Below are 23,983 nucleotides of genomic sequence, written 5' to 3'. Positions count from 1 at the left end.
TGACTTTAGAAAGATATATCTCCTAAGGCTTTTTTCTTAATTTTGAGGTGATGGTAAATAGCAGGTTAAAGTGTAACATTTTACAGACATATTTGTCTTACATTGCAATATTTACAGCATAAAGTGCAAAATATTAACAAATACATTAAATTGCTTAGTTAACATTTGTTACCGGCCTTATAACATTATGTACTTCAATCCTATTAGAACCATCCTTGCCCTGATACTGGTTATGCTGTATGCCACTTTGGCATCGGCCCAAAACACAATTGTTAGCGGCACCGTTACTGATGCATCAAACAGGCAACCGCTGCCCTATGTATCTGTGGGGTTTCCGGGAAGTTCAATTGGTATCAGTACTGATGCAAACGGACGTTTTACCCTACGTGGCGATAAACCTTATACGCAGGTACAAGCCAGCTTTGTTGGCTATAAGGCTGCTACAATAACGGTAAAGCCGGGTGTAGAACAAGAAGTAACCATTCGCCTTGCACCCGATAACAGGCAGCTTAGCGATGTTCTGGTACGCTCATCCAAAAAAAAGAGATACACGAATAAGGATAACCCGGCTGTTGAACTTATTCGTAAAGTAATAGCCAATAAGGAAAAGAACCGTCCGGAAAGCTATAATTTTGTAGAATACAGGCAGTATGAGCGCATGGCCTTGTCGCTCATGAATGTTTCAGCTACCATTGCAGACAAGAAATTTTTCAGGAAATATAAATTCCTGTTAGATAACCGCGACACGACCACCGTTCCGGGCAAGAATCTGTTACCGATTTATTTAAATGAAAAACTTTCGCAGGTTTATTATCGCAAAAGTCCTGAGAAGAAAAAAACGACGGTATTAGGCGAAAAGGGCGTAAACTTCGGATCATTTGTCGACAGCGAAGGCATTGGTGTTTACTTTAAGCACTTATATGCCGATGTTGATATTTACGCTAATAGTGCCGTATTATTCACCAACGAATTTTTGAGTCCCATCTCCGATAATGCCCCTAACGTTTATAAATTCTTTATTACAGACACGATAGTTTTTAACAACACAAAGCTCGTCGAACTTAGCTTCACCCCCCGCAACGTATACGATATGTTGTACGAGGGCAGCATATTTATTACGCTGGACGGAAACTATGCCGTACAAAAGGCCGATCTGACCCTGAATCGTAAGATCAATTTAAACTGGGTTAAAGAATTAAATATTAACCTGGAGTTTGAGCAAAATCCAGACGGGCGATTTCATCTAAGCCGTAATAATACCCTTGCCGATTTTGGGATCTCAAAAAATAAAAAAGGCGGTGTATTTGGGCAGCGCACAGTTACCTTTAAAAGTTATAAGGTAAATCAGCCCCGTCCTGACACTACTTATGAGGGCGAACTGGCCATTGCATCGGAAGAGGTAAAGCACCGCAGTGAAAAGTTCTGGCAGGAAAACCGCCTGGATACACTTAACCAGGCACAATCAAAGGTTTACGCTAACGTGGATAGTTTGTCGCGCATGAAATCATTCAAGCGCACAATTGATATTGCGTCTTTATTGTTAGCTGGCTACAAAGGCTTCGGACCGATTGAATTGGGACCGGCTAACACCTTTTATAGCTTCAACCCTATTGAAGGTTTCAGGTTGCGTTTAGGTGGACGCACGACGCCACAGTTCAGTAAGCGTTTGATGTTTGAAACTTACGGCGCTTACGGATTTAAGGACGAGAAATGGAAGATGTTTTTCAGCGGCACTTATTCTTTAAAAGACAAACAGATATATCGTTTTCCGCAAGAATATATTCGAGCGAGTTTCCAGCGCGATACCCGGATTCCTGGTCAGGAACTGCAGTTTGTACGCGAAGACAATTTCCTGCTTTCCTTTAAGCGTGGCAATAATGATAAATACCTGTATAATGACTTTTACAGGATTGATTATGTGCACGAGTTTCCCAGCCATTTCTCTTACACCTTAGGTTTCAGAAAGTGGACACAATCGCCTGCCGGTTCATTATATTTTATTAATCAGGTTAATAACGCACCGAACGTAATCGACAATCTGACGACCACGCAAGCTACCGTACAACTGCGTTATGCTCCGCATGAAGAGTTTTATCAGGGTAAGATATACCGTGTACAGTTTTATACCAAGTACCCGGTTATTACTTTGAACTATACAGCCGGCTTAAAAAATGTTTTAGGTGGCGAGAATAGCTATCAGAACCTGATGCTTAATGTCTATAAGCACACCACTTTAAAGCAATTGGGCTTTGTGGACATCACAGCCGAAGGTGGAAACATTTTTGGCAGCGTCCCCTATCCACTGCTAACTATTCATCGTGCTAACCAAACCTATGCTTACGATTTGTTGTCATACAATCTGATGAACTTCCTGGAGTTTGTGAGCGATCACTATGCAAGCATTAATGTAGACCAGCACTTTAACGGTTATTTCTTTAATCGTATTCCGTTATTCAAGAAACTGAAATGGCGTGAAACGTTATCTGTAAAAGCACTTTGGGGTGGTATCCGTGATGAAAATAATCCCGATTTACACCCTTCGTTATATGACTTTCCGAAAGAGTTGAATGGAGATCCTATCACCTACGCATTAGGTAACAAGCCTTATGTGGAAGGTAGTGTAGGTATCGAAAATATTTTTAAAGTACTACGGGTCGACCTCGTAAGACGCTTTAATTATCTGGACCACCCGAATGTTGCAGAATGGGGTGTCCGCACTCGGGTAAGTTTTGTTTTTTAATTACTTTTGTACCCTTAAACACATGGAAAAAATGGCGCAGCAAACTACATCTTTACGCACCAGTTTGCAGTTAGGAATTTATAAAGTGATCGACCCGTTTGTAAAACTGTTGATCAAAATCGGGCTTACACCCAATGCAGTTACCTCTATTGGCTTTATGCTGAACGTTGGTGTTGCAATCATTTTCATTTTTGGAGCCGAAGACAAGCAACGCGGCGACCTTTCATCTGTGGCCTGGGCTGGCGGTTTAATTTTGTTTGCTGGCTTGTTCGACATGCTTGATGGACAGGTGGCCCGCTTAGGTAACATGAAATCGGTATTCGGCGCTCTGTATGATTCCGTATTGGATCGCTATAGCGAGCTCATCATGTTTTTAGGCATCTGTTATTACCTGGTTGCGCAACACTACTTTTTAAGCTCAATTTTTGCATTTATAGCTTTAATCGGTTCCATGATGGTAAGCTATGTGCGCGCCCGTGCCGAAGGCTTGGGAGTTGAATGTAAAGGTGGTTTGATGCAGCGCCCGGAACGCGTAGTTACCATTGGCCTATGTGCGTTGCTGTGTGGCATTTCGTCTAATTATATCGGTGGAAATTACAAGCTGTACATTCCCGGTATTCCGTTTCATGTGTTTGAAACCATGTCGCTTTTTACAGTACCAATTACCATACTGGCCGTATTAACCAATATCACAGCTTTTAATCGCCTCATGGATGCAAAAAAATCTCTTTCTGCATCTGAAACAAAAAATAATTCCAACTAATGAAATTGATGCCCTTAGCTGGCTTAGCACTTTTACTTACTTTAAGCTTTAATGCGTCAGCAGCAAATACGGTGAATGCCAATGCGCCTGCTGATACGGTTAAAAACTTCTACCAGTTACCAGGTAACCCTTATCCGGCGTTGCCTGCTAATGTAAGCAGGTTATTTTACGTGCAACGCACACCTAACGCAAATACCATAGTATACGAATTAAAACTGGATAACAACGGCCTGCCTGATGAAGATGAACCGATACATCCCTACTGGATCAGGTACACTGAGAACGGCAAACATGAAGAGTTAGGTTTTATTCAGCGCAAGTTTGCCTACGGTTTAACGTCAAAAAGCCTGGGTAATGGCCGGTATGATATCAGATTTGTGTCATACAAAAAATTACCGCTTACCTTGATGAAGGGTAACGACGGAAAATATCATATCTTCGCAACAATTTCACAGAAGCAAATAATAATTAACCGTATTTTTGTTAGAATTGAAGGAGGATCGTTCTGGGTTCCCAATGTACGTTTTGTGGAAATAAAAGGAACTGACCCGACAACAAATAAAGAAGTTGTTGAACGTTTCAAACCCTGATTAGTGATGAAAAAGAATTATGTTTCAAACTCCAAAGAATCCGTAAGGATGTTTAAGAGTGATCTTTTGGAGGCCCTGTCTAAAGTCCATTTTACTGTTCCTTTATTTGTATATGTGCCGATAATCAGTTACCTGGTTTATCTCGCTGTTGCCAAAAGTACTTTGACTATCGCTGGTGTTGCCGGTATGTTTGCAGCTGGTTTACTTTTTTGGACTTTTGCTGAATACATACTGCATCGCTATGTATTTCACTTTGTGCCCAAAGCGGAATGGGCATTGCGCATACACTTCATTTTTCATGGTGTACATCATGATTACCCAAGTGATGCAAAGCGCCTGGTTATGCCGCCATCGGCCAGCATACCAATGGCTTTGATTTTATATATTGCTTTTAATGCGGTATTACCGGCCACTTATATCTACGCCTTCTTCCCTGGCTTTTTGTTGGGTTACCTGGTGTATGATATGACGCATTATGCCATTCACCACTTTAATTTTAAAGGAGGTTTATGGAAAAGAATTAAACAGCACCATATGTTGCATCACTACTCCGATCCTTCCAAGGGTTATGGTGTAAGCTCTCCTATCTGGGATAAAGTATTCAATTCCGATTTTCTAAATAAGAAGTAACCAATGAGCATCGCCCTCAGTAAAGGCACGCCAGTTACTTTAAAATCTGCACTAACGGTTGTTCTGGTTTCTGTTGCATACCTGATTGTTTCGTACTTTTTGGTGGGCTACAAATCAGATCAACTGGTACTGGTAGGCATATTCTGTTCTCTTTATTTCTCCTCAGGCATCACCCGTAAGTTTATACTGGGGTTTTCCATATTCATTGTATACTGGATCATCTTCGATTACATGAAGGCATTTCCAAATTACAATTATAATCCGGTACATATTGCAGACCTTTATAACACCGAAAAGCACCTGTTCGGCATTAAGAGCGGTAATCTCTTATTGACGCCTAATGAGTACTGGTGGATACATCACCTGTCCTTTTTGGATGTACTGACCGGTATCTTTTATCTATGCTGGATACCTGTTCCATTAGCCTTTGCTGCTTATTTATTTTTTACCAACCGTAATCAGTTTTTGCGTTTCTCGCTTACGTTTGTGCTGGTCAATCTGTTAGGGTTTGTGGTGTACTATACCTATCCGGCAGCACCGCCATGGTATGTACATTTTAATGGCTTTACCTTTCATGCGCATACCCCGGGCAATACTGCAGGCTTAGCTCGCTTTGATGCATTTTTTGGGGTAACTGTGTTTAAGTCTATTTACGCTAAAGGCTCAAATGTATTTGCGGCTATGCCCTCGCTTCATTCCAGTTACCCGCTTATTGTATTTTACTACGGCATCAAAAACCGCCTTGGTTTAATTAATGCGTTTTTCGCTATTGTGATGGTGGGAATTTGGTTTGCTGCGGTTTATACCAGCCATCATTATGTGATGGATGTAATGGCCGGCATTACCTGCGCTGCTATAGGTATTCTGTTATTCAACTACCTAAGTACCAAGTGGCGCTTTTTACGCGAAGCATTGCTCCGATACGAAGCTATCATCCGCTAAATAATTAATCATTTTTGCCCGACTTTGATACTTAAAGAATTACTTTAAGTAAACGGCACGCTATTTGTTTTAACAGAGAAGTACATATTAAGTACAGCTTTGTATATGAAAAAAACAGCTACACTTTATATATTATTCGCTATCAGCTTTTTAAATTTCGCCTATGCTGATTCAATTGACAGCCTGAAACAAAAGCTGCAGGTTACTACTATCGATTCGGCCAAAGCTGATATTTATACCAGGCTTGCCGGTTGCTACATGAATTTTGATAGCGCCCCTAACCGGTACACCAAGCGCATTTATTCAGAGAACGCCATTAACTACACAATGCTGGCGCTGCACTTATATTCTAAAATATCAGATACTACAGGTTTAAGAAACAGCTATAGCGACTTAGCTAAGGCATACCGTTCACAAAACAAATTCGCACAAGCAAAATGGTTTGTTTTACAAGCCAATTACCTGGCTCGCCAGCAGAAGGATACCAAATACATCATTTCTACTTTGGTTGATTTGGCAGGCATTAAAATGGATATAAAAGATTATAATCTGGCTAAAAAGGATTTGAAAGAAGCCTTGCGTTTAACCGTATTAAACAATTTGTTAGAGCAGGACACCAAAATAAAACCAGCTTTTACACGATTATATGCATCTACTAAGGTAGCCGATGATGAGAATATATTTATTAACAATAACTTACTTAAGGCCAGCGCCTATCCAACTGTTACCTTAGCTAAGCCAGCAGTTAAGAAAAGTAAGTCTCCAACTAGCAAAAAGAAATTCTATTCAGTAAGCAACACCCAAATTACTGCTGAACCTGCTATCGTATCTCTTTAATAATAATAGATATATTAAACAGAAAAAGCTACCTTATTTAGGGTAGCTTTTTTTATTTATGCCAATTTCTTCTTTAATGTTATAACGGTAATCTCGGGCCATATGCCTAACCTGCCAGAGAAGGCCAAAAAGCCAAACCCTCTATTGACATACAGATAGCGATTATTTTGTGATGCCAGTCCAGCCCAATCCAGATACCGGTATTTTACCGGGCTCCAACGAACAGAATCAGTTTCAACGCCAAACTGTGCACCATGTGTATGGCCTGATAAAGTTATATGAATATTACTTGGATGATATCTTATAACGTCTTCCCAGTGTGTAGGATCATGAGATAACAGTACTTTGAAATCATTGTGTTCAACTCCCTTTAATGCCTTGTCGAGGTCACCGACTTGGATAAAACCCCTTCCCCAGTTTTGTACACCAATTAGGACGATTTTTTGCCCGTCTTTAGTAAGTTCCACATTTTCGTCTAATAACAACCGGTAACCTAAATCTTTGTGATGCGTTTTTAGCTTATCTAAATTAGCGGCCTTTTCCTGTCGGCTATTCCATTCAATGTAATCACCATAATCATGATTTCCTAAAATAGAGAACTGGCCATAGGGCGCTTTAAGCTGACTGAACAGATGAATATATGGTTCTATCTCCCACGCGCCGTTATTTACTAAATCGCCGGTGAAAACAAAAAGATCTGACTTCTGGTCATTAGCCAGTTTAATACCCTTAGCAACGGCATCAGCATTGTCAAAGCTGCCCGAATGTATATCAGATAATTGTGTGATGGTAAAGCCATCGAAAGCTTCCGGAAGGTCCTCAAAATACAAAGTTTGACGGTGTACCTTATAATCGTATTTGCCTTTAAATATCGCATACAAAAACGAACCAAATGGAACTGCTGCTAACGCAAGTGCTGTTGTACTCACAAACTTCCTCCGGCCAGGTATGTAGCCCTCCACTCCTGGCTTATCCCTTAAAAGATTGACGGCACCTATGATTAGCCTGCTGATATCACCTATAAATAATACCTGTACGAATACAACTTTGGTTACCAGCAGCCCAAGAAAAATACTCAGGATCCACATATCACGTGGCGACATGCCTCGTGTACTCACCGATCCCGAAGTTACTGTGAATAATAAAAGTGTTACAATGATGGAAATAAGAAGGTATCCCCACAATACAATATTTTTGGTCAGCGTGCTTTTATCAGTAACTAAGGTTTTTAATCCATGATAAACATACCAATCAAGCAAAAAACTGATACCCATAAGTATCAGCATAAATTTAAATATACCACCGTGGCGCATAAAGTACAGATTGAGTGAGGTGTGCAATTTAAAACTACAGAAGTGCAATTTTGTTGCAGGGCTGTCACTTTATTGAATTGAAACACCTCCTGGTTAAATAATATTTTACTTTTGCCGCTGTAAAACAGACATATGCAACAAGACCTGAAACATAAATTCGACAGCATTATATTTGATCTTGACGGCACGCTTTGGGACTCAACTGTGACCGTAGCCAACGCGTGGCAAAAAGCAAAAAACGAAGTTGATTATATTACCAACGATATTACCGCCGACGATGTGCGCGGCATAGCCGGTATGGCCTACGACGCCATATTTGAAAAACTCTTTCCTTACCTCACTCCTGAGGTGCGTGAGGAATTTAAATCCCATTGCGCTAAGTACGAATTGGAGATGCTGAACGCTTACGGTGGCGAACTGTACCCTGATCTGAAGGCTACCTTACAAGACTTGGCCAGCCGCTATAAATTGTTTGTTGTAAGCAACTGCCAATGTGGTTATATCGAGTTATTTCTAACCCTTAATAATCTGGAAAGCACTTTCGCAGGCCACCAGTGCTATGGTACTAAAACTCAGCCTAAATACTTAAATATTATAGACATTATAAAGGACCACAACTTACAAAACCCCGTATATGTTGGTGATACGCAAGGTGACCTTGATTCAAGCACCAAAGCGGGCGTTCCGATGATATATGCTGCTTATGGCTTCGGCAAAACAGACGGCAGCCAGATAGCAGACATTGCAAAGTTTAGCGATCTCAAAGAGACGCTTTAATTGCGCTTATCTATATTTCCGGTAGTATCCATGCGGGTACTATCGGTTAATGCTCCACCCGCAGGCTTGTTCTCATCCTCTTTTGATGCGCCCGCACCAACATTCTGCAAGTCGTTAATATTCCGTTGACGGTCTTCATGCTGCTTTTTAGCCGGCGAACTGCAAGCCGCAGAGATAAGCATAGTTGATAGTGCGATGTAGTAAATTTTCTTCATAAGCCATTAAAGTTTAGAAATACACAATACCATAAGCAATTAAATTTCCTATTGTTTAATTTATTACACTCGCTTGAGTTGTAAAATGAATGATTGGTGAATTGGCTGGAAATGTGACGGACACAAAACAGATTTGTAATTTTAAATGCTGAATTTTGTATCCGTAATATGAATATTGATACGCAAGATACTATTGTAGCCTTAGCTACTCCTAATGGCAGCGGTGCTATTGCTGTAATTCGCTTGTCGGGCACTGACGCGATTATAATTGCCAACCAGGTGTTCAAGGGTAAGAATTTAACCCAGCAAGCCTCGCATACCATTCACTTTGGTACTATCGTAGATGAGGGCTTGGTTGTTGATGAAGTATTGATATCACTTTTTGTTGCCCCACGCTCTTATACGCGTGAAAATGTTGTTGAGATCTCCTGTCATGGTTCTCCTTATATCATTCAATCTATCATTAAGCTACTGATCAGAAATGGTGCACGTGCGGCTAAGCCGGGTGAATTTACCATGAGGGCGTTCCTGAATGGGCAATTCGACTTATCGCAGGCCGAGGCGGTTGCAGATTTAATTGCGTCTGACTCGAAAGCATCGCAACAAGCCGCCTTACAGCAACTACGGGGCGGATATAGCAATGAGCTGCAGAGTTTGCGTGAGCAACTGGTACAATTTGCCTCATTAATAGAACTGGAACTGGATTTTTCGGAAGAGGATGTAGAGTTTGCCAACCGTGCCCAACTCAAGCAACTGATACATGATATTACCAAAGTAATTGGCAGACTGATTCAGTCTTTTGAATTAGGAAACGCGGTAAAGCAGGGCATCAATACTGTGATTGCTGGTCGGCCTAACGCCGGTAAATCCACCCTACTAAATGCATTGCTTAATGAAGAGCGGGCTATTGTGAGCCACATTGCCGGTACCACCCGTGATACCATTGAGGAAATCCTTAACATCAACGGTATCAATTTCCGGCTTATAGATACCGCTGGTATACGTGAAGCTACCGACGCTATTGAACAGATAGGCGTGCAAAAGACGATGGAGAAAATCAGCCAGTCGGCTTTGCTATTGTATGTATTTGACGTGGAAAATCTACAAGCCGAAGATTTACAGCAGGATATTAATGATCTATATCGCCAAGGTTTGCCAACTATCGTTATCGCAAACAAAATTGATCTTCAAAATCAAGGCATCGACTACAGCCAGTTATTACCTGAGGCAGTTGCCTTAATACCCGTTTCAGCTAAAGATAAGATACATATTGACGATCTTAAACAGCTGATATATAACCATAGTATACAAGGTAAGCTAAACACAAATGAAACACTGGTAACTAATGTGCGCCATCTTGAAGCTTTGCAAAAAACCGAGCAGTCACTAATCAAAACACTACAAGGAATTGATTTCAATGTTACCTCTGACTTTTTGGCCATGGATATAAAACAAGCCCTGTATTATTTAGGAGAAATAACGGGTGCTGTAACTACAGACGATTTGTTGGATAATATCTTTTCAAAGTTCTGTATTGGAAAGTAAGGGAGTCATAACAAAGGAAAGTAAATCCTAATAAAGGAAAGAAAAACGGCTGTGGTTGAGAACCATGGCCTTTTTCAATCTGGGGTATATTGAGATTTGGTTGGATTTCTTTTGACGCTATTTGTCCCTCTTTTATCCCATGGCGAAGGACAGGTGAAACAGATAGTACATTGTATGTCAGATATCAGGGCGCTTAAATGCCCTTAAAACAGCTAAAATTACCTTATTTTGGGAGAAATTATGAGCTCAAAAATCCAGGTAAAACGACAGTGCCAGCACTGCGGAAAATGGCTTCATGACCCGGACAACGGTGACTAAATTCTGTTCACATGACTGTTCGCGCAAAGCATATAAGGACCGTCTCCGCCAGCTGAAAATCGCAGCCAGTCATGAAGAGACTACTTACCGGGAAACAAAGAAGAGAAAGGATACTTATTAGAAGCCTATACTTAGCGTCAACGAAGCTGCCGAGATGTTGGGCGTATCGCCGAAGATGATCCGCCTACTGATCCGCGAAGGAAAACTGCTGGCCAGCAATCTGTCTTCCCGCCTAACCAGAATCGTTAAAAGCAGTGTTGTGGATATGCTAGAATACACTCGTGTGGAAGCAATAAAATCGGAATCAACGACCAAGTCGCCTGAGCAGGTTCAGCCGGTGGCATTAACCCGCGAACGCTGTTACAGTGTAACAGAACTGACCACCATGTTCGGCATGGACCGCCAATGCCTTTATACCCTTTTATCCCGGAAGCAGATACCCAAAATCGAGTATCAGAAAACGGTGTTTTATGCGAAAGCTGAAGTGGACAAACTTTTCAGGGACCGGAAAAAGCCCAGGGCAGCTGCGCTCGATGCGATCAGAAAGGCTAACCAGAAAGACAGCGGTCCGCTCGAAATTAAATATTGCTATACCATCCCGGAACTCGAGGTGATATTCGGCAAGGACAGAGCCCTGCTTTATTCGTTTTTCAAGCGCAGGGCGGTACCAACACTAAAAGTCGGAACCCAGGTCTACCTGTCAAAAAAGGCGATCAGGAAATTATTGAATGAATTAAAGGTCGCCTGAAAGCGGGCCCTGCGGGGTAACAAATTGCAGTACCTTTCTTCTGGAGATTCAGATATAAAAATTGCTCTATATTAATTATATATGACAAATGTGAAGTTAAGAATGAGGACTGTGGCCAAGGGATTAAAGCAATCCAGCAGCCTATTCATCACTCCGAGGCTAAAGCCTTGTTTTTAACCCTATTTTTCGCTTTGTTAATATCCGGTTTAAATGATCAATCTGTTGTTGCTGCATTTTGTTGATACTTTCCTGAATTCTTTCTTTTAACTTTTTCGATTAAATAAAGTGTAAGTTTCTTAACCTTCTTGAGAAGCTTTTCGTTCATGACACCCAAGTTCAATTCTTCTTTTTCTGCCTGTTCAGCTGATGGTATTTCCGGTAAATGATGGTGTTTCTTTACATAAGCCTCAATACTGCTTAATGGTGCAAGTTTGTAATTTGGTAGGAATACATAATCCGCAACGGACCTGCTAAATCAACCTTTACCCCTCGGGCATGAATGTTGCCGTATACCGTTAACCGTTCATCAGCATTGTCCGTGCCAATTCCAACCTTATCTCCTACTATAGTCATTCGTTTATACTTATTTATATCATTGCTACTGATATATAATCTGAACCTCCAATCGTCACACCTGTATGGAAATTAATTGCGCCTACACTGCCGCCTGTTGCATCCATGCGAATAGCACCGAAGTAGTTACTTCCCCCCTCACCAACAACCCGATAATTTCCTGAGGCGTTTTCATATCGTATAGTACCGACCAGAAATAAATTAATATAATTATTATTCGCATTCCGAAAGGACGAAAGCTGGGCAAAGGGCCGCATAAAAAGTGTGCCTTCAACTGTAAGTCTATCATTTGGCGCACCGGTACCAATACCCACATTTCCACCAGGTGTGACAGTTAGCCGCTCCGCCCCCATCTGCCGCCGTAGACGCCGTCCGCACAGTCTTCCCACAAACTGAAATTATTAGAGTTACTGTAGCCGCCCAGCGCTTAATACCTGCCCGGTAACAAAACAACAGCCTGGGATCATCACCGTTTGTATCATCTGTTACCAAGTTCAATACATGGCCCCAAGACTGGTGCCCCGCTGAACGGAACAAACCTGATGACTGAGATACATTGTTAAGTGGCAAGCCTACTTCCAAACGAGCTCGTGGCGCTAGCGTGCCAATGCCCGGTGCACCTTAAAAAAAAATGGTTCCACCTATTTTGGCAGAAAACTTAACGTTAGCATCTATTGTATTCCAAATTGACATATAAAATATGTCACCATGTTAGATAGCCTTGATGCATTTGTATTAGACCACCACATGATGCTTGCATCATGCCTCGTTCCTGCATCGCTTCCAATGACAATATCTGCGGCTTTTGGATCAGATGTATTGATTATGTTAATACCATTAGTTATAATTTTTTCTTGTGCTTAAAAGAGTAGCCCGCAGCAAGATTGCTGATGAAATAATTTAAATCGTTTCATAATTGTGAAAAGAAGTTGCTGTTATCCTTTCGGTTTAATTTGCTTTTTTAATTGATTAATCTCTTTTTGCTGATACTTAAGCTGATGCCGTAAACCTTCCTGCTGTTTATTTTGCTCAATCAGGTACAATGTGAGTTCTTCCACTTTTTTAAGCAGTTTCATATTCATTTCACTTAAGTTGACACCTTCTTTTTCAATCGCTTTAGCTGATGGTATTTCTGGCAGGTGCTTATTTGTTGATATGTATTCTTCTAGATAAACTAAAGGCCTGATTTTATAGTCTTTATCGAATACATAGTCGGGGGCGGGAACATTAATATCAACTCTAACTTCAGATGCATGAATCGTACCTTTTACTGTAAGTTGTGCATCTGGATTTTGAGTACCTATACCTACTTTACCCGATGCCTTGATGATCATCTTTGTATCGGCAATAGTTGCGTTATTGTGATTGGCTTCTCCATTTAAAATGAAGCTCAAATCGGCAACTCCCCAACTACCGACTCCTGTCGCCATCAAACCAGTCTTTAATCTAGAATTGGTTGGGTCATCATCTGTTTTAAGAAATAGACTTGCATAATTTCCGTTATTTTTATTGGCTTGAACGATAGCTAACCGGCCATCGTTAGTATCAAATCCTCCTTGAATTTGTAGTTTTGCGAAGGTATTGTAAGTACCGATGCCAACATTACCTGATATGTAAGCGTTATCTGTACCATAGTTAATACCATATCCTGCATAACCAACAAGAAGGCTTGAATTGAAAAGTCTTACAGGTCTATCAGCTGCACCAGTTAAATTAAGCCCCCATGTCTCCTGAATGGAAACTTTAGTTCCGCCAGATGCAAAATACACCCATGAACCTGAACTATTCATTGGACCTCCGTTAGGGGATAACTGAGGAATTACAGTTTGTGCATTAGAAGTGTAACCAGCTATTAAGCCAGCTAACAAAGAGAAGCAAAGTTTTTTCATGAATGTGGTATGGAAGGTTGAATTAAGTATTTTGGTTCAAGCTTAACAGGCATGGCTATGCCATTCAGCTTTGCAGTTATTAGGTTTAGTATCAAGAAGAATAAGCAAATTACTTAAATAATTGATTACAATCAGCTCGTATGATAGGCATAAGGATGTGATAAAATTTATCAGTTAAGGAGGTTGTTATTTTTCTTTAAAAATAAATATTTTTTTCGGCAAAGCAATGGTTAACTATTGATATTTTTATATTCAACAGTCTGTTAAGGATTTTAACTTTGGATATACTAAAATTATAATTTATCAAAATACTTACACTTGCTCCCAACTTATCAATTTACTTACATATTATTTCTACCGACAACAGAACTCTTATTAGATATTGCGGCAGAATTATGAGTAAATATATAGTTGAATATTTCAGACAAGCTTAATTGATATCTTGTCTTATCCTTATTTTGGAAGAGGTATATATATATATATATATATATATATATGTTGTTCATGCCCTCAAATGCAAATCCGTGTGAATTGGATAAAAGCCAGCCCAATGAAGTATGCTAATTGACCATCAATTTTTACATACCATACATGTTTTAACCCTCCAGTAGTGATGGTATCTGGTGATGTTATTTTTTAAAATTTCTCACAGAGTTTATAGTTCCCTTATATGCTTTGGTCCCAGATACACTGCTTATAAGCTCGGTTAACCCACTTGATGACTAAGTCCAGTTTCCGGTATTCGAAGCTTCAAAGTCTGTAAAAGCTATTTGGCTTAAACTAGCGTTATTGGCCTCTGCTATACGAACCGTGTTATTATATCCAAAGGCGTAACTGATTACCGGTCCACCCTCTTTTTTAAAGCTGGCAGGATTTCCATATTTATCATAAGCCAGGTAACGTACCCTGGGCTCAAGGCTGCTGGATCCGCTTTTTGGTGTAAATCACCTCCGGTGCGATAATATCATTGCCCCAGTCTTTATATATAGTTTCACACCACTAAGTGCTACCCCCCACCTTTGCTAACCTCACTAACGACGTTGAAATCAATCATATTCCTTATAACCATTGACTTATATATATCATCAATGAAATCGAAAGGATATATAATAGCAGTTTTAATAGTATCACCATTGCTTTTTGCAACGCTTATAACATCTTTTAAAAGATGTGAGTTATAAGTGTAGTTGGTTGTTGTAACTACGCCATCGATTGACTCCGACGAACTTTTTAAATCAAGGTGTCCTGTGCTGACATAATAATCGGCATATTGATATGTGGGTAATTCAAAAGGACTGGTAGCAAATCTAAATCCATCATTTTGAAAATTATCAAACTCGATATACTTGTCGATTAGTAAGCCGCGGTAAGTTCCTGTTGATACAGGTTCATAATAGTAAGAAGAACTTTTTCTCAGTTTGTATTCAGATCCATTTCTTTCAAAAAGTTCTGTACCTACCAACTGGCTAGTGCACCAGTAGTTGTATTCTTTTATATAACGTTTTTGTAGATAGGGATCTGATATGGAGTAGGTGAACTCAGGCTGCTTAAACCTAGGGGTGGGCAAAGTTGATTCGCTATGAGGAACAAAATTACCATATCTGTAAATTGTTTTACCATTATTATTGTTTGGACTACCTTCATATACTGTAATTTTTGAGTAAAATACCGGCATATTCAGGTATTCGGCTATATCAGGTAAAAAGTTTCCAGTATAAGTTCTGATTCTTTTGCTTATCACTTGTACTCCGACTTTTCCCAATTGCCACTATACTAACCTCTTTTCAGAACTCAGGTACTGCATATAATTAGGGAAATCCATAACCGTGGCAGAATTCAAGCTTCCATAATCATCTTCATTTTCGCCATATTTATAGGTTTTATACGCAAAGTTTCCATTCCCGTCACTAGTTCTGACCTTTGCTATTCTCAATCCTGGTGCCTCGTAATGCGTCCCAGAAACAACTTTAACCTGATTTTGCTCAAAAAAGAATTCCGTTATTCCACCAGTCGGATAGATTATCCGCTTTATGACACCTGCTACCATAAATGACGGATTTTTATAATTTGCACCTGTAAAATTATAAGTGTATGGTCCTCCATGATCTGTGCTTGATAAAAGAATATTGTCATAGGTAGGAACATACCGAGAATTGCTGGCGCCAGAATTGAGATAGCCCCAAAGATCTTGTTGGGTAGCATTGAAATTGAAAGATGGCTGGTATTCGAATTTGTATTTATCCACCAGTTGATTATTTCTATCCTTGAATAAAATGCTATCCAATTTTAACTTTTCATTCACTCCAGTATTGGAAGGAGCATCCAATACTGATGTAACAAAGCTGACCGACTTTATAAGTTGAAGACTTTTATCATACACCTCAATGTTTTGCAGTTGTCCTGTATTTTGATTAAGATTGACCTTGAGTCTCCCTTGCTTTAAGGATATTTAAGTCAGCCTTTGTACGGTATAATTAACAACATTGCTTTGTTCCGAGTATGAGTAGCTAGGCTTCATATCTGACCAACCGCCTGGATCCGAACCATTTGTGTCATAATTGTCAGTAATAACAAGCGAGCCTGATTGCTGCGGATCTGTTACGCCGAAGGCTTTGTAAGCAAATAATACTGTGTCTTTTTTATTTGCAGATATTATGGAAGTCAGCAATTTGCTGGTTATAGGTGAATTTGCTGATTGAACATAACTTAACTCTTGACTAGTGAATGTATATTCTATTCCTTTTTCGTCAACAATCTTTTCAGGGAAACCATCGCCTCTTTCAATCAAAATTGGTTTTGGTTGTATCAAGATTGGTTGACTGTCAAAGAAGATAAATTTGCCGCTTGTTGAACCATAATTGTAAGAAAAGATATCATATTTATTATCCTGTCCTGTCATACCTATATATTCAAAATCACTTTGTATTCGTTGGTCAAGCTCAGCAGCACGTTTTAGATGAGCTGTAATATTTTCACCAGATTTGCCATGTATGGTGCGCGAAATCCGCCCGCCTGCATTGATGACCCACCCAATCGCTAACGGCCCAGTTTGGTCAAGAACTTTTCTACCGCCTGCATCATAGCTGATAGAAACAGGAACTGATAAAGAACCTGATTTAACCTCAAGTATAGGAATATTAACACCTGGCACACCGGTAGATCCGTTGAGGGGGAAAGTCTAACAACCTTATTAGTGCCGAGGACTCAGGTGATGGTGGTATTAATTGTGGTAGCGTAGCCTGCCCTACACATATCCTAAGGTTTGTAAAGAACAGCAGTAGGTAAGTTATATGAAAGACACATTTCATAAAATTGAGTTAATCTTGAAAATATTATATAATTATTTCTTTTTTGCTAGTAACCGATATAGTTTATTGATTTGTTGTTGCTGTCTTTTATTGACCTTCTCTTGCAAACCTTCCTTTTTATCCTTTTCAATCAGGTAAAGTGTCAACTCTTCAACTTTCTTAAGCAATAGCCTATTCATTTCGCCCAGGCTGATGCCCTCTTTTGCCACCTCTTGCTCTGACGGCATATCCGGCAGGTGTTTATTTTTTTCAATGTATTCCTTTACCTCAGTAAGTGACGGCAGCTTATAACTTGGCTTAAATACATAATCCGGCCATGGTAGCGCCTCCACTTTTATTTCAGTTGCGCGGATGTTACCGGCAACGGCCAGTTTATAACCCTTGGCATCTGTGGTACCAATAGCAACATTGCCATTGGTCTGGAACGTCGCAACAGCGCTATTGAAAAAAGTGCTGCCAATAGCGAAGTTCTGTCCGGTGCTGTAAACACCCGGCCCAATGGCCCATTTTGAGGTGTTATCGGTCTCTGATGCTTTTGTACTAAATTGTATACTGGCTTCTCCATTGTCTGCACTAGGATTTAATTTAATCAATCCTGGTGTTGGCCCCTTGATGTTCAGCGTTGCCTGGGGATTATTAGTACCAATTCCGATGTTACCTGTGTTTTTTATTATGAAATAAGTCTGCGGATTATAGTTTGTCGGACCAGAGCGTTGGATATAAAAGTTATCGGTTACCGAACCATGCCCCATAAAGAGGCGCCAGGCCGGTTTCGAGGCATCTGCAAAGGCCCATCCTGTACTGGCAGACCGGATAACGTTTGACGAAAGTGCTATACCAGCGTAAGTCGAACTTACTTCCGGCATAACGGAGGTTGCGTTAGGAAACCACAAGGAGGTATACCCTGAACCATGACCGACTGGAACCGAGGCATTGATGGTTACGTCTGTCGTGAAAGTTTGTGCATAAGAAGCATAGCCAGCCAACAGGCAGGTCAGTAAAGAAGAAAGCTTTTTCATTCTGGAATTGTAATAGTGATTAAATTGATATACTTAGTAAGTTGACCATGGTCAATCTTCCACGGCGATTTGTAACAACAGGAAGTTAGATGAGTTACTTAAGAATTGCGGGGTCAATTGCCCAAGCAACCGGATGAAAGTTAATGTCATTTTTGTGATAAGGTATTAAAATTAGACATGTGCTAATTCGCTATCAAAGTTATTATATAGCTAACAAAGTACCAACAATACAACGCTTTATTTAAAGCAAACACAAAATGCAACTTCTGGCTATTGCTATAAGCACATGCAGTATTAGGTCAACTAATTAGCCCCTGATTGCCTTAATACTATTTATTTATATATTATGGGATAAAATAAACGATTATAACTGCGTTACTTAAGGAGAATCATGAGCATATCTTCAAAGTAGTAGACGCTCTCCTTCCTTTGCTTTAGCATCTGCAGGTATGGCACAGATGTTTTTGCCCTAACGTCTTTCCAATGCAGTATGGCTCATCCACGGTGCCGAGCGTTCTGGGGCCTTTCCGGTTATTCTTATGTTGATGTTTTGGCCATTTATTTTTCTGCTTTTTTCCTGTTTTGAGACAGTACTTTCCTCGCATATACGAACCCTTATTGCATTAATAAACTTTTTCTTGGTAACAGCAAATGTAGTAGCGTATATGGGTGTTGAATAACCACCCAAAATAACCTGTATTCAGCGCAATTTGTATTAAGAGCACTGGAATTCAAGTTTATTACTTTTTCAAGGAAAAACATCGTAATCATACCATTTCTTAGGCTGGAAAGTAAAACAAAAGTATTGGCGTCATTCGTGGCGGCTTTGAATAACTTTCAAATAACACCTTGTAAATCGATGTTATTCAAGAAGATTCAATTACCTCCGGATACTTAACGGACCATGGCCTGCACAGACTTTATGGAAACAAATAAGGAACCGGCGAGGTCATTACAAAAGTGATATGCGGCCTAATCAAGATGTTGCTAGTTAAAGTAATTGGTAAAGCTTCACCATTATCAAGTGGAGCAATACGTGTTCATTTAGCTGATTTAACAGTATTGGTAAAGTGCAGTCCCCTATTATTAATTACATCTGGAAAGATATGCAGCAACACAGTTAGTATAACCCAAGAGAAAACGTCATATGATAGATGATTGCATCAACACTAATACCCAATATTTGACCTATGTCATTTATAAAGAGTAATGAAGGTATTGGAAGATACAAAAGAAAGCAATAACTTTAGTTCAAGGAATCTTAATACTTTCATCCTAAACCCTTTCGCCATGCCAAATACGTTTAACAGTGTCCAATACTGGGACACACAGTCATCAGACTTTGTTTATCCAGAAGTGGACTCTAAAAGTCCTTTATGTTACAGGCCTATTTTGAACCGCCCAAGTTCCGGCATATGCGTTTCAGGCGGCGGTTCGGTTTCTGCCTCGCTAATTGCAGGATATTACAAGGCGCTGTCACAACTAGGTATTATGAATAACTTACGCTATATATCGGGCGTTTCAGGTGGTACATGGGGCAGTGCACCATATATTTACCTGCCGGATGCAGATACCAATTTTTCAGGGGTGACCAGCTTACCGCAAAATGTTCAATTAAACGATATACAAACAACTACGCCTGGAAGTATGCAAGACGCGGCCACCAAAGCCGATATAGCAGATAAATGCCTGGGTAATTTAGCTATTGCCGAACTGGAAGGCAGCCCGATAAACCGTATCTACGAAAGATCTGTCGGTGCCATACTCCTGAACCCTTTCGGTATTCATTCCCCGGCTGATGCTACCCTGCTTCAGAAAAAAACTGATTCAGCCGCCAACGCTCAGTTCTTTACCTCAACAGCGGATGCGGTTGCAGATATACAAAAACGCAACCCCGACTTAAAAAATGGCTTCGTTACAATGGCTAACGATATGCCGTTTCTAATTATGAACACTACCATGTTTGTACCTCAACCAGGTAATGGTAACGAAAATTACATCTGTCCTTTCGAAATTACCCCCCTCTACTCTGGTATTAAGGCACCTCAGGCAGTAGGAAATGGCTTGGATATAGGCGGCTTTTTTGTAGAAACCTTTGGTTTCAATACAACACTTAATAGCGTAAACGATGGTGTTGCACAAGCAAGTGGTGATTATCCATTTGAGCTTTGCCAACCCGTGGGGGCCAGCGGATCGGCGTTGGAAGAATTGCTTGAAAAATATATTCCCAAAATGTTAGGCTGCTTTCCTCAGTTCAATTACTGGAACCCTTTTAATCTTCAGCAGGGCACACACCAATATGACTTTGGCGACGGTGGTTGTATAGAAGATACCGGTATTACGCCGTTATTAGCAAGAGGCGTACAGAATATCGCCACCTTCCTTACAGAACCTGTGTTTTTCCCTGGTACAGACATAGTGGGCTGTGCAGGCTTTGCCGAACGGGTATTTGGTTATAATCAAATTGCCGGATTATTTGGCCAACCGCTTATTGACAGAACCCAAAGCAAAAATACTGGCCAAGTGGTCTATGTGCAACCCGTTAGCAATGCCAACCAGGTATTTGAAAGCAATGAGTTTCAACCTCTCCTGACATCGCTTTTGAACACCAGGGCCAGTGGTGGGCCAATGGTGGTAAGCATGCAGATGACCGTTGTGGCAAATGGTGTATTTGGTATAACACCGACAACGGATTATCAGCCACAAGTTATTTGGTCTGTTGTTGATACCAGCACGAACTGGGCAAATCAATTGCCGGCAGCAGTAACCTCCTGGATTAAAAGCCAGAGCAGCTTAAGTGATTTTCCCGAGGTAGAGGTATTCGTTCAGAATTTTGGGGATATAATTAAACTGACACCTGCGCAGACCAATCTACTGGCAGATTTTGCCTATTGGATGGTTATGACCAACGAAAACCTTTTCAAAAATGTGCTTATACCTGCAAGTATTACATAAGCCGAATTAAAACAAGTATACTCATAAGCAATAGCTGTTCCGCACCTGCTCATACAAGAGGGTAGAACAGCCAACGCAAATGAAACTACCCGTAAAAACAAGGGCTTTCTTTAAGAGAGCCCCTGTTTTATGCCTGTTATTTTGGAAGTATCGGAGGATATACGAGCACACCTCCAAGCCAGGTTTCTTCCACTTTGATGTTACGCATATTCATGCTGATCTGATCAGCCGGCATACTCAATGGATCTTTTTCTAAGATAATAAAGTCAGCAAAGTATCCATTGGCTAACGATCCGGCCCACTGATCAGCATAACATTGCCATGCAGCATCGTAGGTAGCCGCCCGTAACGCTTCCTCTGGAGTTAAACACTCTGCTGCATTAAGAACCTTTTCTTGAGACCCTGGAGGGCGCGACTCCATTACACGGGTGATAGACTGCTCCATCATGCGTAAAGGCCCGGTCGGCGTCACGGTATGATCGCTGTGTAAAGTGATCCGCAGGTTCTCTTTCAATGCCGATTTACAAAGGTCTAACATGTCTGTCTTTAATTGTTTTCCAACTTTCTGATCTTGAAAAATAATCTTCTTAAAAGGATACCCCCAGTAGCCCACGTGCCCAATTAAAAAACTGGGCGATATACCCAATTCAGCCATTTCCCGGATCTGATCGATCCCCTGCTCTTCATCTATTCTTAATAGGGAACAATGTTCAATCCGGTTCCTTAAGGCAGGACCGTTGTAACGTTCCAGCGCTTTACGATAGGCGTTGATAGTCATAGTTACAGCCTCATCGCCATTGGCGTGGATCATTAGCGGCCATCCTTTTTCTATAATTACCCCGTCAATCAGGTTCTGATAGTTCTCTTTCGTGAAATCAAAAAGACCGCTGTTTTGCGGTTCACATGCGTATCCTGTAGATTGATATCCTGTAAGCCCCTGATTAGATCCGTCTGATACCACTTTCACATGGCCGTAATAAAGATCGCTGTAAGAAGCAGGTGCTGTATATTGGGTGAGGCTGGATACATCCGCAGGTGCTTCACAGTATCTGGCACCACCTAGCCTTATGCGCCGCAACTTTACTGAGTCCAGATAAGGGATAAGGTATTTTAGATATTCTTCGTTGAGCAAGGCATCATACATGGATGTTACTCCTCTTGAGTTGGCCTCTGTAATAAATGCATTAATATTTTCAGTTATATGTGCTGTTTTATCTGCAATCTCGTTCTGAAAGGTTCCAAAGGCCAGCAATAAACCCGCTTCTTCCTGCAGTAAACCATTAGTTTGTTTAACAAATTCTTTTTCACAACCGTATTGCGCTTGCAGTTTCGCCGTATTAGCTTTATAAACACTGACCAAGGCAGCGCTGTTCATATAAACGGTATGTCCCGAAGCACTAATCACCATAACCGGCACGGTTAGGCTTACTTTGTCTAGGAATTGATAGTTTATCAATAAAAAATTATTGTAGGCATTAGGTGTAAGTAATGCAGGATCAAGGCCATTGGCCAATACAATCTCGTCAACACCCTGAGGCAAAGCGCCGGTAAGCGTTTGCAGAACCCAATCTGCGGTATATCCTTCTCTGATATCTTGGCCATTAAAAGGACCTACATTTACCCAAGATGCCATGATACCCGAAAAAACAACGTGAATATGCGGTTCAAAAAGGCCGGGTAATAATGTTTGATGCGGTTCCAAGTGTCTTTCACTATACTTACCCTGGTAATATTCATCCATCAATGCTGCTACATGCTTCATCGTTCCTGTAGCAACAACCTTGCCTTCTGCAAACCCTACAGCCTCCACCCGCTCGGTTTTACCGTCGATCATAGGTCTCAATATACCTCCGGTAACCAGCATCGGTTCGGGCAAGGGAGCAGCTGCCATATCTTTTGGTAAAGTTGCCTTCATCCGGTCCAAGTTCTCCGGTCCAAAAATTTTGTCTTTTAATAAATTAACTACTGGGTTTTTACACGCGCAGATACACGTGTGCTCGTGGGGTTGAAAAATGTGCTCAGTCATAAATGTGAAGAAGTTTAGTACACCTAAAGTAGCGTTCTAAAACTTCAAAACCAATTTTCAAAATCTTTCTTTAAGTCTTCCAGAAACTGGTTCTAATTGTATCCAGCATGGGTACCTTCAAAAAAATTCAACCCGAGTATGGGTTTGTTCAAGGTCTTTTAGGAGCTTGATTATCTTCTGCGCATGCATTTTCGCGTTTCTTGTAACTTCCTCTATCGTGAAGGTTTCCACGTTCAACGAAGCGCCGAAGAAATATATAGGATCCAGGTAGTTCATCTGTGCATAGTATGTTGTATGTTCAAGGCTTTTACAAAATTCATGAATCCGCATATGGTGTTCGTCCGATAAATGGTATTCCTTTTCTGCAGCACCTACAGTAAATCTCGGGATCAGATTTTTACCTTTTAGCTTATCTCCCTGAGAGCCATAAGCAAATTGGTATGCAAACACCTCGTCTATCCAGTGCTTGAGGATAACTCCATTGTGCTCGAACCAAAATACGGATTTCTTATAGCTTAAATTACACGCTATAAACTCCAAAAATAAAGTCTGCCTTTAAGATACCATAACTACTATTTGTGCACCAAATTAGCTCGAACCATTTGCTAAGTGGCGAAAGGAGAATCTTTAGGCGGTCATTCATATCTTGGAATTTTCATCTGCTATCAATCAGTTATGCAAATTGGTACTCTGCAAAGCGGTACCTAAAAAAGCGGTTATCCTTGTAAATCTAAATGGTAAAATAAAAGGTATATAATTATCAATTAGAATAATAATTATTCCGCATCTATAAGC

Annotated in this window: 20 protein-coding genes; 10 read left to right on the top strand and 10 right to left on the bottom strand. The window is 40.6% G+C overall.

The window, feature by feature from the left end:
- Window positions 1–187 precede the first annotated feature (187 nt).
- The 6 genes from KHS38_RS01455 to KHS38_RS01430 all read left to right on the top strand — a co-directional run bounded on the left by KHS38_RS01455 (window position 188) and on the right by KHS38_RS01430 (window position 6,502).
- A complete protein-coding gene (locus KHS38_RS01455) occupies window positions 188–2,740 on the top strand; it encodes a DUF5686 and carboxypeptidase-like regulatory domain-containing protein (protein ID WP_249665244.1) in 2,553 nt (850 codons plus the stop codon).
- 22 nt (window positions 2,741–2,762) lie between these two features.
- Complete coding sequence (locus KHS38_RS01450) at window positions 2,763–3,503, top strand: CDP-alcohol phosphatidyltransferase family protein (RefSeq protein ID WP_249665243.1); 741 nt, start codon at window positions 2,763–2,765, stop codon at window positions 3,501–3,503.
- Window positions 3,503–4,093 (top strand): DUF4833 domain-containing protein, encoded by a 591-nt coding sequence (locus tag KHS38_RS01445; RefSeq protein WP_213486333.1) that lies wholly within the window; start codon window positions 3,503–3,505, stop codon window positions 4,091–4,093. Before KHS38_RS01450 ends, KHS38_RS01445 begins: the two co-directional genes overlap by 1 nt.
- A gap of 6 nt (window positions 4,094–4,099) precedes the next feature.
- Window positions 4,100–4,723: a sterol desaturase family protein gene (locus tag KHS38_RS01440; RefSeq protein WP_213486331.1), complete on the top strand. Its 624-nt coding sequence runs from the start codon at window positions 4,100–4,102 to the stop codon at window positions 4,721–4,723.
- A 3-nt stretch (window positions 4,724–4,726) separates the two neighbouring features.
- The gene (locus KHS38_RS01435) at window positions 4,727–5,665 is read left to right on the top strand and encodes a phosphatase PAP2 family protein (RefSeq protein WP_213486329.1); all 939 of its coding nucleotides are present in this window, start codon (window positions 4,727–4,729) and stop codon (window positions 5,663–5,665) included.
- 105 nt (window positions 5,666–5,770) lie between these two features.
- The gene (locus tag KHS38_RS01430; RefSeq protein ID WP_213486327.1) at window positions 5,771–6,502 is read left to right on the top strand and encodes a hypothetical protein; all 732 of its coding nucleotides are present in this window, start codon (window positions 5,771–5,773) and stop codon (window positions 6,500–6,502) included.
- Between the two features lie 56 nt (window positions 6,503–6,558).
- Here the strand turns inward: KHS38_RS01430 and KHS38_RS01425 are convergent, their stop codons facing one another.
- Entirely contained in the window at window positions 6,559–7,788 is a 1,230-nt protein-coding gene (locus tag KHS38_RS01425) for a metallophosphoesterase (RefSeq protein ID WP_213486325.1), read from the bottom strand.
- A 159-nt stretch (window positions 7,789–7,947) separates the two neighbouring features.
- Here KHS38_RS01425 and KHS38_RS01420 point away from each other — a divergent pair, with 159 nt between their 5' ends.
- Window positions 7,948–8,592: an HAD family hydrolase gene (locus KHS38_RS01420; RefSeq protein WP_213486323.1), complete on the top strand. Its 645-nt coding sequence runs from the start codon at window positions 7,948–7,950 to the stop codon at window positions 8,590–8,592.
- Here the strand turns inward: KHS38_RS01420 and KHS38_RS01415 are convergent.
- Window positions 8,589–8,807: a hypothetical protein gene (locus KHS38_RS01415; protein ID WP_213486322.1), complete on the bottom strand. Its 219-nt coding sequence runs from the start codon at window positions 8,805–8,807 to the stop codon at window positions 8,589–8,591. The genes KHS38_RS01420 and KHS38_RS01415 overlap by 4 nt on opposite strands.
- A 168-nt stretch (window positions 8,808–8,975) precedes the next feature.
- On the opposite strand from KHS38_RS01415, the gene mnmE reads away from it, so the two are divergent.
- Window positions 8,976–10,352: a tRNA uridine-5-carboxymethylaminomethyl(34) synthesis GTPase MnmE gene (gene mnmE / locus KHS38_RS01410; protein ID WP_213486320.1), complete on the top strand. Its 1,377-nt coding sequence runs from the start codon at window positions 8,976–8,978 to the stop codon at window positions 10,350–10,352.
- A gap of 445 nt (window positions 10,353–10,797) precedes the next feature.
- Window positions 10,798–11,418: a helix-turn-helix domain-containing protein gene (locus tag KHS38_RS01405; protein ID WP_349627918.1), complete on the top strand. Its 621-nt coding sequence runs from the start codon at window positions 10,798–10,800 to the stop codon at window positions 11,416–11,418.
- 587 nt (window positions 11,419–12,005) lie between these two features.
- Here the strand turns inward: KHS38_RS01405 and KHS38_RS01400 are convergent.
- The 6 genes from KHS38_RS01400 to KHS38_RS01375 all read right to left on the bottom strand — a co-directional run bounded on the left by KHS38_RS01400 (window position 12,006) and on the right by KHS38_RS01375 (window position 18,207).
- A complete protein-coding gene (locus KHS38_RS01400; RefSeq protein WP_213486317.1) occupies window positions 12,006–12,344 on the bottom strand; it encodes a hypothetical protein in 339 nt (112 codons plus the stop codon).
- 582 nt (window positions 12,345–12,926) lie between these two features.
- Window positions 12,927–13,880 (bottom strand): tail fiber protein, encoded by a 954-nt coding sequence (locus tag KHS38_RS01395; RefSeq protein ID WP_213486316.1) that lies wholly within the window; start codon window positions 13,878–13,880, stop codon window positions 12,927–12,929.
- Between the two features lie 1,006 nt (window positions 13,881–14,886).
- Window positions 14,887–15,642, bottom strand: coding sequence for a hypothetical protein (locus KHS38_RS01390; RefSeq protein ID WP_213486315.1), 756 nt, complete (start codon window positions 15,640–15,642; stop codon window positions 14,887–14,889).
- Window positions 15,643–15,648: 6 nt separating this feature from the next.
- Window positions 15,649–16,260, bottom strand: a complete 612-nt coding sequence (locus KHS38_RS01385) for a hypothetical protein (protein ID WP_213486314.1) — start codon at window positions 16,258–16,260, stop codon at window positions 15,649–15,651.
- 69 nt (window positions 16,261–16,329) lie between these two features.
- Window positions 16,330–17,031, bottom strand: coding sequence for a hypothetical protein (locus KHS38_RS01380; RefSeq protein ID WP_213486313.1), 702 nt, complete (start codon window positions 17,029–17,031; stop codon window positions 16,330–16,332).
- 189 nt (window positions 17,032–17,220) lie between these two features.
- Complete coding sequence (locus tag KHS38_RS01375) at window positions 17,221–18,207, bottom strand: hypothetical protein (RefSeq protein WP_213486311.1); 987 nt, start codon at window positions 18,205–18,207, stop codon at window positions 17,221–17,223.
- A 1,491-nt stretch (window positions 18,208–19,698) separates the two neighbouring features.
- On the opposite strand from KHS38_RS01375, the gene KHS38_RS01370 reads away from it, so the two are divergent.
- Window positions 19,699–21,162 carry a hypothetical protein gene (locus KHS38_RS01370; RefSeq protein ID WP_213486310.1) on the top strand — a complete coding sequence of 488 codons (1,464 nt, stop codon included), beginning with the start codon at window positions 19,699–19,701 and terminating at the stop codon, window positions 21,160–21,162.
- A gap of 136 nt (window positions 21,163–21,298) precedes the next feature.
- Here the strand turns inward: KHS38_RS01370 and KHS38_RS01365 are convergent, their stop codons facing one another.
- Entirely contained in the window at window positions 21,299–23,188 is a 1,890-nt protein-coding gene (locus KHS38_RS01365) for an amidohydrolase (RefSeq protein ID WP_213486308.1), read from the bottom strand.
- Between the two features lie 117 nt (window positions 23,189–23,305).
- Window positions 23,306–23,728: an NAD(P)H-dependent oxidoreductase gene (locus KHS38_RS22500; protein WP_213486306.1), complete on the bottom strand. Its 423-nt coding sequence runs from the start codon at window positions 23,726–23,728 to the stop codon at window positions 23,306–23,308.
- Between the last annotated feature and the right edge of the window lie 255 nt (window positions 23,729–23,983).

The sequence above is a fragment of the Mucilaginibacter sp. Bleaf8 genome (genome assembly GCF_018390515.1).
Lineage (GTDB): Bacteria > Bacteroidota > Bacteroidia > Sphingobacteriales > Sphingobacteriaceae > Mucilaginibacter.
The sequence above is the reverse complement of the archived record's forward strand: the minus strand, read 5'-3'. Positions and strand labels throughout refer to the sequence as shown.